Below are 12751 nucleotides of genomic sequence, written 5' to 3' on the forward strand. Positions count from 1 at the left end.
TAGCTAGTAAAGGTCGCATCTAAAAGATTATACGTATTGCATATCTCAACTCAGGATGGCGTCTACGACACATATGGTGTATGAAACCATAAAAGCCATAAATTTTGTTTGAATTGTATGAAAATCATACTCTCAAGCGCATATTAATGATGAGAATATGCCATTACAAAAGTGTTAATTAAACACTTTTCATAAACCATTGTTAGCTGATTTGCTTTACAAATGTCAGCTAAATTTGCTCTTGCTTGCCTAGTTAGTAAAGTAACTATGGCAACAAATTGAGTTAGCAAAATAACCAATTTCTTTGATTCATTGAGTGTGGCTTACTCAACGATTAACCGCGCTTGGGAATAGAATAGCCAATTTTTCACCTCTTGAATATTTAGCAGCAACTGCGACGTATCAAAATCGCGGTCAGGTTTGCTGCACTTTTTTAGGGACAACACACAATAACCACATATTGTAGCATATATGATCGCATTAGAAGTACAAAAGTCAATCTCAAATTCGCTTCAAAACTTAAAAAATATTGACGGACTAAAAAGATTATTTTGGAGTCAATTAAACTACGAGCGAGTGAATAAAGAGCTTTCTCGTCGGAGAATGACTGATGCAGTGAAGAATGAACTAATAGACGATCCTTTATTATTAGCTTCCGGGGGTAACAATACTTTCCATGTTATTTATGCGCGTCTCAAATCAGAAGACTTATCAAGACAAGGCGAAAGAAGTGTTGTCAATAATCTTCTGAAAAAACACCCCTATGCTCTTTTTGTGTTTTCTAATCAATCACAATCGCGGTGGCACTTTATTAATGTTAAGTACGACAGTTCGCCTCAAAAACGAAAATTGTTCCGTCGTATTACAGTTGGAGAAGGTGAACAATTACGTACAGCAACAGAAAGAATAAGTTTGTTAGATCTGGATTCTATCAACCCAGATGCATCACCCTTAGATATTCAGACACGCCATGATGAGGCGTTTGATGTTGAAGGTGTTACTCAGGAATTTTTCAAAGAGTATCGTAAAACTTTCGAGAAAGTAGAAAGCTTAATTCAATGGACAACCGATTCAGAACGTAAACGGTTATTTACTCAAAAGTTGTTTAACCGTTTGATGTTTATAGGTTTCATCCAGAAAAAAGGTTGGCTGAAATTTCAAGGCAGAATAGATTATCTATCAGCTTTGTCGGAAGCTTATCAAGATGAAGACGGCACTTCAAACAGAAACTTTTATAGAGACAGACTTTCACTCCTCTTTTTTACAGGACTGAACAACCCTCAAGAAATTGATATAGCTGGCATCAATAATGGTGGTTTTCTGAAAGAGTTAATTGGTACTGTTCCTTACCTTAATGGCGGTCTTTTTGAGCAAGATGAAGACGATAAAAATTATCAAATTATCATCCCAGATGATTGTATAAAAAGTATTCTTCATGATCTATTTCAACGCTTCGCTTTCACCGTTACTGAAAGTACGCCGCTAGATGTAGAGGTAGCAGTAGATCCGGAAATGCTTGGCAAGGTATTCGAGGAATTGGTAACAGGGAGGCATGAATCTGGAAGTTACTATACTCCCAAGCCGATTGTTTATTTCATGTGTCGGGAAGCTTTGAAGGGGTATTTAAAAACTCAAGTATCAGGAGAGTCAAGTGATGCAATCGCTCAATTTGTTGACGAACATATTCCAGATAAGATAAAAAATTCTGAAGCCATCTTAGAAGCATTGCATCAAGTCAGAACCTGCGATTTAGCCTGTGGAAGCGGTGCTTATATACTAGGTATGCTTCATGAGTTATTAGATTTGCGTCAATGTTTATCTGCTAACACAGGATTGGATTCCAAGAATGTATATCACCGCAAGCTAGACATTATAGAAAATAATCTTTATGGTGTAGATATTGACATTTTTGCAGTCAATATTGCCCGGTTAAGGTTGTGGTTATCGCTAGCCGTGGAATACGAAGGAGATAACCCGCCACCTTTACCCAACCTGAAATATAAAATTGAACAGGGAGATAGTTTAATTGCACCTAGTCCATCAACGACAGGAGTTATTAGGCATGAGTTTATCAACCAGTATCGCCAAAAGAAAGCTGAGTATATGCGAACTCATGAAGGAGGTAAAAAGCGAAAATTAGAACAGGAAATTAATGAATTAAAAACTCAAATTGCGCTGGTGACTCATGGAAGCAGCAAAGTGCAAGGGTTTGACTGGGCGGTAGAGTTTGCAGAAGTTTTTGCAGATGGTGGTTTTGATATTCAGGTAGCGAATCCGCCTTATGTGCGACAAGAATTAATAAAACACTTAAAGCCAACACTACAAAAAGTGTATCCGGCTGTTTATACAGGAACATCTGATTTATATTGTTTCTTTTATGCCCGTGCTTTGCAACTTTTAAAGCCTGGTGGAATGTTGGCGTTCATCTCTTCTAATAAATGGTTCCGCGCAAAGTATGGTGAGAAGTTGCGAAAGCATATCGCTGATAATTGCCAGGTTCATAGCATTACAGATTTTGGAGAGTTACCAGTATTTAAAAGTGCTGCTACTTTTCCAATGGTTTTTATTGGTCAAAATAGTAAAAGCGATAATGTTTCAAGTATCTTTACACAAGTAAAATATTTGAACCCACCCTATCCTAATGTACTTGAAATTATTAGGGAAAATGGGCAAATCTTAGCTAAGGATGCTCTAAAAGGGTCAAGCTGGTCACTAACCGATATGACTAATGGCAACCGTCTGCGAAAGATGGAAGCAACAGGTATTCAATTAAATGAGTATATCAAGGGTAAAATTTATTGGGGAATTAAAACAGGTTTTAATAAAGCATTTATCATTGATGACACGAAGCGGGCAGAACTAATCATCCAAGACCAAAAAAGTGTAGAAATTATTAAACATTTGGCTGTAGGTGATGACGTTCGCAAGTGGCGTCTTGAATCTAAAAAACGCTGGCTTATTGTTACACCTATTGGTGTTAACATCAACCACTATCCTGCTGTTTTTGCACATTTAAAGCAGTGGCAAGCTGAATTAGAAAAGCGATATGACAAAGGTAAATATTGGTGGGAACTCCGTGCTTGTGATTACTACCCTGTTTTTGAACAACCTAAGATTGTTTATCCCGAAATATGTAAAGAACCACGATTTGCATTTGATCAAAATAGTTTATTTTTAAACAATAAAGCTTTTATCATACCTTCAAATGACCTTTATCTTCTAGGCGTGTTAAATTCTAAACCCGTTTGGGAATATCTAAAAAACATTTGTTCTGTACTAGGTGACGCGGATAAAGGTGGACGGTTAGAGTTAAGAGCAATCTATATAAGTAAAATTCCTATCCCCAATGCTTCAACTACAGAACGCGAAGCAATATCTAAAATAGTCCAAAAATGCCTAGATGCAAAAGGCGTTGACTGTGAAGCATGGGAGAAAGAAATAGATGAGAGAGTCGCCGCTCTTTATGGCTTATAGGACAATAGAGAAGAGAATAAATCTCGCTCGTAGTATCAGAATAAACAAATATCGATTTTAGTCCATTAAAATGAACTTCGGCTATTAGCCTGGGACTTACAGTCCTAGGCGGACAAGAACGGAGTCAAATCATATGCAATGACTTTGATATTTATTTTACCAAATGCAAGATGTAAGAAATGGCAGCTTTACCATAGAGTGCTTTAACAAAGCATAATGCGCCCTACGACTTATGCATAAAATAGAAAAATATGCCTACCCACGATATAATAGATAATCGCAATCAAAAATTAGTAGACCAAATCAAGCGCATTCTCGACTCATCAGAAGCGGCTCATTTTGCGGTAGGTTACTTCTTTATTTCTGGCTTCACCGCCATTGCAGAACGCCTCGCCAACATGAAAGAATTACGTCTGCTAATTGGCAATACTAGCAATCGCGAAACCATTGAACAAATAGCCCAAGGATACCGAAGACTAGAATTAATTGAAGATAAAATCGAAGCGCAAAAATATCCCAAGCGCAGTGAAGAAAAACAGATGGCGAGTGTTACAGCAGCCAATATCCGTTCCAGTATCGAACTCATGGATCAGACAGATGAAGCTGAGATACTGGTAAAAAATCTCGTGCAGATGATTGAAGAAAAACGGCTTCACGTCCGGGTTTACACCAAAGGAACTTTACACGCCAAGGCTTATATTTTTGACTACGGTACTGTTTACGATCATAAAGGTAGAGCCTTAGAACGTGCTGAGAAAGGCATTGCTATAGTTGGTTCATCCAATCTTACCCTTTCTGGTATCACCCATAATACCGAACTCAATGTAGTCATTCACGGAAACGATAACCATACAGAATTAACTCACTGGTTTGATGAACTGTGGAACGAAGCGGAAGATTTTAACGAAGCCTTGATGAGAGAAATGAAACAATCTTGGGCGGGTTCTACAGTTCGTCCCTATGATGTTTATATGAAAACTCTCTATAGTTTAGTAAAAGACAGATTAGAAGATACCGCACCAAAAGACATAATTTTAGAAGACGTAATTACTAAACAATTAGCAGATTTTCAAAAAGTCGCCGTTAATAATGCTGTGCAAAATATCAGAGACTATGGCGGCGCTTTCGTCTCGGATGTTGTCGGACTGGGAAAAAGCTTTATTGGCGCTGCAATTGTTAAAAGATTTGAACAAACAGAACGCGCACGTCCTTTAATTATTTGTCCTGCACCACTACTAGAAATGTGGGAACGTTACAACGAAGTCTACCAGCTAAATGCTCGTGTTCTTTCAATGGGAATGCTCAAACAAGACGAGGAAAGCAGATTCAAAGTTTTGTTAGATAATTTCAGATTTCAAGATAGAGATTTTGTACTTATAGACGAAAGCCATAACCTGCGAAATCACACGACTCAAAGATATAAAGTCCTAGAAGCATTTTTAGCTGCTGGTAAACGTTGTTGCTTATTAACAGCGACTCCGCGAAATAAGAGTGCTTGGGATATCTACCACCAGCTAAAACTATTTCATCAAGACGACAAAACTGATTTACCGATAGATCCTCCTGATTTAAAAGAATATTTCCAATTAGTTGAAAAAGGCGAGAAAAAGTTACAAGAATTACTCTCTCATATCCTAATTCGTCGTACCCGCAACCATATTCTACGTTTTTACGGTTTCGACTCACAAACTCAACAAGCAGTAGATCCAGCTAACTTTCGTGAGTACCTGGAAGGAAGCCGACGCGCTTACGTCATCGTTGGTGGAAAGCATCGCTTTTTTCCCAAGCGAGAACTAGAAACCATTGAGTACAGCATTGAGGATACATACCAAGGACTATACCAAGAATTACGTCAATACTTGGGTAAATCTCGCAAGCGCCAATTAGCCAAACCACCAACTAACGAACTCAGTTATGCGCGTTATGGACTGTGGAATTATGTTTTAAAAGATAAACAAAAGCAAGAACCTTATAACACATTGCAGCGCGCAGGCGCTAACTTGCGAGGACTCATGCGAGTGCTGTTGTTTAAGCGCTTTGAGTCCAGTGTTTGCGCTTTTCAAAAATCTATCAAAAAACTCTTGATAGTGCATGAAAGGTTTTTAAAAGCACTGTCTCAAGGATTTGTCGCAGCTGGAGAAGAAGCCCAAACTCTGCTATCGGAAGATTATAACCAAGCAGAAGAACAAGATTTGATGGATGGATTGCAAAAAGTCTCTGATAAATATGATATAGCAGATTTTGATGCAGAAAAGTTACAACAGCATATCGAGCATGATATTAAACTGCTAAAAAAGATTTTGGCATTAGTTGAACCTATCACCCCTGAAAAAGACAGCAAACTACAAACTCTTCTTAATTGGTTATCTAAATCTACTCTGAAAAATAAAAAACGATTAATTTTCACTCAGTATGCAGATACAGCAAAGTATCTATATGAGAACTTAAACCCAGGCGGACAACGAGATGATTTTGATGTCATTTATAGTGGTAGCAACAAGAATAAAGCGCGTTTAGTGGGAAGATTCGCGCCGAACGCTAACAAGGAATATAAATTTAAACCAGGTGAATCAGAAATTAATACACTGATTGCTACCGATGTCTTGGCAGAAGGTTTAAACCTCCAAGATGGTGATCTGATAATGAATTACGATTTGCACTGGAATCCAGTAAAATTGATTCAGCGTTTTGGTCGTATAGATAGAATTGGTAGCGAGAAAGATGTCATTTATGGATACAACTTTTTACCTGAATTGGGTATTGAACGCAATTTAGGTTTGAAGCAAAAGCTGAAAAATAGAATTCAGGAAATTCATGATACTATCGGTGAAGATGCTGCGATTCTTGACCGAACTGAGCAACTCAACGAAGAAGCTATGTATGCCATTTACGAACAACAAGGCAAACAGTTGAGTCTCTTTGATATTGAAGCAGAAGAGGATTTTTTGGATTTAAATGAAGCTGAAGAAATTCTGAGAAAATTACAAAAACATGACCTCGGAGAATATGAACGAATTGCTCATTTACCGCATGGTATTCGTACAGCTAAATTCTCTATGCAGCAAAACGGAACATACGTTTTCTGTGAAGCTTCAGACCCCAATAGACCTGATATAAAAGGCTACCAGCAGTTATTTTTATTGGACGACAAAGGGAAAATCATTTCTAGGGATATCCCCCGCATCTTGGGTGCAATTAAAGCTGATTCCACCACTCCCACCTCAACTCTTCCCAAAGAACATAACTCTGCTGTCATGCGCCTGAAACATCAATTTGCAGAAGAAGTAAAGCATCGTCAAGCCGAAAGGGAGTTTAACGCGCGTTTGACTCAAGGTCAAAGGTATATTCTGCGGGAATTGAGGATCTTTTTTAAAGCGATTGCACATGAAGAACTCAAAACTCAGGTCAATATTTTAGAAAAAACGTTTCGCGCTTGTGTGAATCAAGCAGTCAACCGAGAGTTAAATAAATTGCGGCGTGATGGTTTCACAGGTCAAGAATTGTTCAGTCAACTGGTACAGATTTACCGTCAACATAATATGCGCGAATGGCAAGATAACAGTTTACCTACATTATCTCAGCCAATACCCATGATTGTTTGTAGTGAAGCTTTGGTATGATTTCATGGAATCATCTCTAGTTTCGAGAGTACCATTTTGTTTAATCTTTCAGTATTCGGCTGTTTGACTGGCATGGTTTAACTCCTACTTGAAATCATATCTATTAAACTTTAGCTAGCGTCACTTTATGAGGCTGGTCTTGATATTTTCCTGCACGATCTGCATAAGTAGTTCCACATGGTTCGCCTTCCATAAATAAAGCTTGAACTACACCTTCATTGGCGAATACTCGACAATCAGCACTAGAGGAATTCGACACCTCCAGTGTCAGCCAGCCTGTCCAACCACTTTCTCCGGGAGTCAGGTTCCAAATTAACCCACAACGAGCATATGTAGATTTGCCAATAAATAAACAAGTAATATTAGGTGGAATAACAAGCCGTTCTAGTGCAACTCCTAAACCATAAGAGTGTGCAGGAATAATAAAATAATCACCATCTTCATCGGAGTGTAATGGTACAGATTCAAGATTATCAGGATTAAATCTTTTAGGATTAACTACTGTGCCAGGAATATGACGGAATACCTTGAATTCTACAGGTGACAACCTAATATCATATCCATAAGAAGAAAGTCCATAACTCAGGACTGGACGAGGTAAACCTGTGCTATCTATCGAAACAGCACGAACCAAACTAGGTTCAAAAGGTTCAATCATACCCAATTGAGCTTGCTGAATTATCCACCGGTCATTTTTTAACATTTACTTCTCCATATTAATGTGTTTTAGACTTATCATTTACCTCCAATCCGGAATCTTTGATGAACGAATTGAAGCTTCTGCTTTAGTTATTTTGCTCTCAATTCATAACCTTCGAGGTTATGTTTGTAACACTGATTCATCTCACCGCACCAGACGCGTAGCGACTTCCGCAGGTACGGAGTACCGTTACAGCGGGAGCCTTCTCTCGGAGATAGGTAATATTATAATGTCGTAACTCGGTATCGATACACTCAATTACGGTTGATAACTACGACGAATTTCGGTAATTTGGTCTGCTATTTCTAGAATAGATTTGGGCATTTGTGATCCTGTCAGGACAATATCGATGTGGGAAGGACGTTTTGCCAGAAATGCTAGAACTTCTGTTTCAGCAATTAAGCCAAAGTGAATCGCTAAGCTTAGCTCATCTAATACAACCAGAGAATACTTACCTTCACACACAACCTTTTGTGTATATTGCCACAATTTTTGTAAAGATTTCGTTTCGCTTTCGTCCAAGTGTGGTGTATCAATGCAACGAGGCAAATCACAGCGAATCCAATCTAACTTTTGTCCCAGTCGAATCGGGTTTTCTTGTCCTTGACGAATCCCACCCTTGAGAATCTGTACTACTAACACTGGTGTGCCTTGACCGGCGATTCTCAGTGCTTGAGCCACAACACTAGTAAAAAAACTACGATGATAGGTAGTGAAAACTTGTATGATGCCTTCAACGGAGTATGGTACATCGAGGGTTGAATTTAAGTTTGGGGTTTCTAATTGAGCAAGCATATAGTATCTAAAATAAAACAATAAAAGTCAGTGGTTTTGCTTAAATTTATGCTATCGAAAGTAGACTGTATAATCTAGCTGCTTTTGAGGATACGTAATGTATTTTGGTGCGTCGTATTCTTAGTCAAACACTACATTTATGCTGAAGTCAAGAGTTATGGAAACACAGATGATTGCTTTTTGTCAGAAAGTTGTTGTAAAAATAGAAACATATAACGAAAAACATAAATCAATTAAGAGACAGGACAAATGAGTGTGAAAGTTTTCTCTCAGGGAGTTTTGACTGTTTTCTGCGTTGGTGTATTCTGAATTCTTTTCAAAAAATTAGGAGCGAATGTTGTGAAATTAGTCATAATAGGAGGTTCGGGAGCAGGGAAAAGCACTCAAGCACAAGGGCTTTGCACATACTTTAATATTCCTCTGATTTCCAGTGATCAGATATTACAAGATATGATCTGCGCGCAGTGCAGCAGCGAAGCTATCGCTGCTTTTTGCCCAGAGGATTTTCCTCAAAAAAATTCTATTCCTAAAGGAAACTCAGAACAAGATAACGGAGGTATCCTAGAGCACCAGCACAGGTTTGCAATTTCATCCTTTTCCTATCTCGGTAATCTCGCACAGTCATACATGGAGACAGGAGAACTCGTTCTAGACGAAATAATTCTTGAATCCATCCAGATTCAGCTAAAAAAGTCTGATTTTAAGGATAATTGGGTGTTGGAGGGTTATCCTAGTATAGCAGAGCAAGCTGAGGGATTGGACTTTTTATTAGATGATCTAGGGCACAACTTAGACTGGGCAATCTACTTACAAGTCCCACAAGCGGTTATGGTGAATCGTTGTATGGGACGTTTTCTTCCAGATGATCTACCGGAAATTGTGCAGCGTCGTGTGGAAACTTTTTATGACCGTACTGTTCCTATTTTAGAGTATTATGATCGTCGCCGCCGCTTGTTAACTATCAACGGAGACCAGCCACCAGAGGCTGTGCAGCAAAATATTATCGATTTACTTTTAACTTCCCAATAAGCTTTGAGACAAAAGTATAGTGATTATCTTTTTTAGAGTACCAAACTCTGTTGATGTTGTTGACTATTGGCGAGAAAATGAGTCAAGCTTTATAATACTTAAAGCCTAATACTCAAAGCATAACCGACTGTATAGTGGATACAAATTTTAAGGCAAACCCAATGGCTTGGCAGCGTCCAGACGGTCGGCAACCCTACCAACTACGTCCTATTAGCTTTGTGCAAAGTTTTACGCGCTTTGCGCCTGCAGCTGTTCTGGCAAAATGTGGCGACACTCAAGTACTTTGTAGCGTCAGCGTAACACAGGGAGTTCCTAAATTTCTAGAAGGAACTGGTAAAGGTTGGCTAACTGCGGAATATCGAATGCTACCAACAGCCACACCGCAACGGCAAGAACGAGAATTTCTGAAGTTGTCTGGACGAACTCAAGAAATCCAACGTTTGATTGGACGTAGTTTAAGAGCAGCATTAGATTTAGAAGCGATAGGAGAACGCACGCTGACTGTTGATGCAGATGTGTTGCAAGCAGATGCTGGAACCAGGACAACAGCGATTACAGGCGGGTTTGTGGCATTAGCGAATGCAATCTCTAAATTGTTGCAGCAAGGAGTATTAGAGCGATCGCCCATCATTGGACAGGTAGCAGCGATTTCTGTAGGATTGTTGCAAGGTGAGCCGTTTTTGGATCTGAACTACATTGAAGATGTCAGGGCTGAGGTAGATTTTAATCTGGTGATGAATCAGCAGTTGGGGATAATAGAAGTTCAGGGCACTGCCGAAGAAGGTAGTTTTAGCCGTACCCAACTCAATTCTCTACTGGATTTTGCGGAGAAAGGCATTCAACAATTGTTAATTGCCCAACGTGAAGCGATCGCAAACTGGAATGAACTCTACCAAGGCTAAAACAGTTCTATGCTTTAAACCTTGCACATTTTAAGAATATTCCACTTCTTATCCATTAGCCCAGACGCTTCAAGTGATATTTCCGGAAAATTTCCGTAAATTCTATCTAGAGCGCCCAGCTTTCCGTTGGAAACGAGTAGGTTTTCAAGTCTGGGGCTGACTGATATGATTATAGTATAGGGATTGAAACCGCTTCTGTCGCTACATCCGCCCTTTAAGAGGAGGCGGTATTCTTCCTGTCGTTGTTTATACAAATTTTTGTTACGATTTGGCAAGAATTTTGTACAACGGCTCAACCAGGCTCTACATCCATATGAATGATGTTAAAAGTTTCAAAAAGTAAAAAGGGAAGTTGTCATTATTTCGCTATTGTATTGCTTGAAGTAGCTAGTTTGAAGATGACGCGATGAGCACAAAAATTGAAGTTCTTGGGGATCAAACAACACTAATTGCGCGAGCGTTAGAATTGATCTTGTCTAAAATAGAAATAGCTATCAAAGAGCGTGGGCAGTTTACGATTGCCTTGTCTGGTGGCAGTACACCGAAACCGTTGTACGAGGCAATCTCTAGCCAAAAACTGCCTTGGGACAAAATTCACGTGTTTTGGGGAGATGAGCGTTACGTAGCACCTGAGCATCCAGATAGCAATCAACTGATGACGCGTCGTGCGTGGTTAGATCGCGTCGATATCGGGCCAGGTAACATCCATCCCATACCCACAGATGAAGCTGACCCCGCAATGGCAGCAGCTAAGTACGAAAGACATCTACAGGAATTTTTTCACTCCTCACCAGGAGAATTTCCTCCTTTAGATGTGAATTTGCTAGGAATGGGAGATGATGGTCACACCGCATCTTTGTTTCCCCATACCGAAGCTTTAAAGGTTACAGATAAGCTGATTACAGTTGGGAACAAAGACGCAAACCCTCGCATCACCTTTACATACCCATTCATTAACTCTGCTCGCTGCGTTATCTTTGTTGTTGCTGGTGCGAATAAAAGACCAGCTCTTGCTCAAGTCTTTGCACCTGTGGCAGATGAGTTGACTTACCCATCCCGCTTAATTCAACCTGAAGGAGAACTTTGGTGGTTGCTAGATGCGGCTGCTGGAAGTGATCTAAAAAAGGATGCAGGGTAAAACAACAAGTAATGAAGTATGAAGGATGAAACTCAATCACACTTCATAAGACTTCATACTTCGACTTTCAAACGCATTTGTTAAAACCGAAAGCTAGAGTTGCCCCTCTGCTTGAACGCACTATTACACCATAGAACATCAACAAAGGCTAACCTAACCTCATGATCGTCTGCCCTAATTGCAATCACCCAAACCCAGACGGCGCTGTCCAGTGTGAAGCTTGCTACACCCCATTACCAGCTACTAGTAACTGTCCCAGTTGTGGGGCAAACGTACAGACAGATGCAGCTTTTTGCGGTCAGTGTGGTTATAACCTGCGTGCAGCTATTCCCACTGCTGCTAGCGCACCTAATGTACCGCCTCTGGTTAACCCTGAGCCACTACAACCACAACCGATATCGGTTAATGGTGCTGATTACACACCCCCTAATTCCGCACCTATACCGCCAACAGCAGTTGCATTTGATGAATCACTAGAGACAACACAAAGCAGCCCACCGCCACCAACCATCACTACCCCACCTCCACAACCTGTTTTCAGCGAACCCCCATCAATACCAACTCCACCCCCACAAGAGCAAGTATCAGCACCACCAACTCCACCCCCAGAACCAACTCCTACAACTGCCCAAACTCCACCGCCAACTGTTGTCACATCTAGTGTTTCTAGAACTCAATTGCAGCAGGAGATGGCAAAACTGATCCACGTTCAAACAGACAGGATAATTGAGTTACCGCAAAACCTTTCTGTTGTTCATATGGGCAAGCCCAATGATCGCATTCCTCCAGATATAGATGTTTCCGGATTTCCCAATTCAGAAATTGTTTCGCGGATTCATGCTGATATTCGTTTAGAGGGAGGCGCTCACTATATCGAAGATGTAGGAAGTTCCAATGGTACCTACATCAATAACTTGGCCTTATTGCCAGGAAATCGGCATCGTTTGCGCCCAGGCGATCGCATCAGTTTGGGTAAGGGAGATTTAGTAACGTTCCTGTTTCAAATTTCCTAAAATAATTTGTGTCTAGTGGTTGAAACAGTGAACAGTGAACAGTAAACAGTTAACAAAAGAAACAGATCCGTATTTTCTGT

General features: G+C 39.9%; 8 protein-coding genes. 6 read left to right on the plus strand and 2 right to left on the minus strand.

Features of this window, described 5'->3' with window-relative positions; all coding sequences use genetic code 11:
- Positions 1-471: 471 nt before the first annotated feature.
- Together AC5590_RS22650 and AC5590_RS22655 are read left to right on the plus strand one after the other, a co-directional pair.
- A complete protein-coding gene (locus AC5590_RS22650) occupies positions 472-3474 on the plus strand; it encodes an Eco57I restriction-modification methylase domain-containing protein (protein WP_169265657.1) in 3003 nt (1000 codons plus the stop codon).
- Between the two features lie 251 nt (positions 3475-3725).
- Positions 3726-7094 carry a helicase-related protein gene (locus AC5590_RS22655; RefSeq protein WP_169265658.1) on the plus strand — a complete coding sequence of 1123 codons (3369 nt, stop codon included), beginning with the start codon at positions 3726-3728 and terminating at the stop codon, positions 7092-7094.
- Between the two features lie 103 nt (positions 7095-7197).
- Here AC5590_RS22655 and dcd read toward each other — a convergent pair whose 3' ends face one another.
- Together dcd and AC5590_RS22665 are read right to left on the minus strand one after the other, a co-directional pair.
- Positions 7198-7797 carry a dCTP deaminase gene (gene dcd, locus AC5590_RS22660; protein ID WP_169265659.1) on the minus strand — a complete coding sequence of 200 codons (600 nt, stop codon included), beginning with the start codon at positions 7795-7797 and terminating at the stop codon, positions 7198-7200.
- A gap of 255 nt (positions 7798-8052) precedes the next feature.
- Complete coding sequence (locus tag AC5590_RS22665; protein ID WP_169265660.1) at positions 8053-8589, minus strand: P-loop NTPase family protein; 537 nt, start codon at positions 8587-8589, stop codon at positions 8053-8055.
- 339 nt (positions 8590-8928) lie between these two features.
- On the opposite strand from AC5590_RS22665, the gene AC5590_RS22670 reads away from it, so the two are divergent.
- The 4 genes from AC5590_RS22670 (at position 8929) to AC5590_RS22685 (ending at position 12671) form a co-directional block, all read left to right on the plus strand.
- The gene (locus AC5590_RS22670) at positions 8929-9618 is read left to right on the plus strand and encodes an adenylate kinase family protein (RefSeq protein ID WP_318560917.1); all 690 of its coding nucleotides are present in this window, start codon (positions 8929-8931) and stop codon (positions 9616-9618) included.
- A gap of 161 nt (positions 9619-9779) precedes the next feature.
- Positions 9780-10520 carry a ribonuclease PH gene (rph, locus tag AC5590_RS22675; RefSeq protein ID WP_169265661.1) on the plus strand — a complete coding sequence of 247 codons (741 nt, stop codon included), beginning with the start codon at positions 9780-9782 and terminating at the stop codon, positions 10518-10520.
- A 406-nt stretch (positions 10521-10926) separates the two neighbouring features.
- Positions 10927-11658 carry a 6-phosphogluconolactonase gene (pgl, locus tag AC5590_RS22680; RefSeq protein ID WP_169265662.1) on the plus strand — a complete coding sequence of 244 codons (732 nt, stop codon included), beginning with the start codon at positions 10927-10929 and terminating at the stop codon, positions 11656-11658.
- 161 nt (positions 11659-11819) lie between these two features.
- Positions 11820-12671 (plus strand): FHA domain-containing protein, encoded by an 852-nt coding sequence (locus tag AC5590_RS22685; RefSeq protein WP_169265663.1) that lies wholly within the window; start codon positions 11820-11822, stop codon positions 12669-12671.
- The last annotated feature ends 80 nt before the right edge of the window (positions 12672-12751 follow it).

Origin of the sequence: Brasilonema octagenarum UFV-OR1, from assembly GCF_963888615.1 — a bacterium.
Taxonomy (GTDB): Bacteria; Cyanobacteriota; Cyanobacteriia; order Cyanobacteriales; family Nostocaceae; genus Brasilonema; species Brasilonema sennae.

Bases quoted from the DNA above. Each gene is read 5' to 3' on its own strand.
- AC5590_RS22665 (WP_169265660.1), bottom strand. From the start codon at position 8,589: ATGCTTGCTCAATTAGAAACCCCAAACTTAAATTCAACCCTCGATGTA.
- dcd (WP_169265659.1), bottom strand. From the start codon at position 7,797: ATGTTAAAAAATGACCGGTGGATAATTCAGCAAGCTCAATTGGGTATG.
- AC5590_RS22685 (WP_169265663.1), top strand. From the start codon at position 11,820: ATGATCGTCTGCCCTAATTGCAATCACCCAAACCCAGACGGCGCTGTC.
- AC5590_RS22650 (WP_169265657.1), top strand. From the start codon at position 472: ATGATCGCATTAGAAGTACAAAAGTCAATCTCAAATTCGCTTCAAAAC.
- pgl (WP_169265662.1), top strand. From the start codon at position 10,927: ATGAGCACAAAAATTGAAGTTCTTGGGGATCAAACAACACTAATTGCG.
- AC5590_RS22655 (WP_169265658.1), top strand. From the start codon at position 3,726: ATGCCTACCCACGATATAATAGATAATCGCAATCAAAAATTAGTAGAC.
- rph (WP_169265661.1), top strand. From the start codon at position 9,780: ATGGCTTGGCAGCGTCCAGACGGTCGGCAACCCTACCAACTACGTCCT.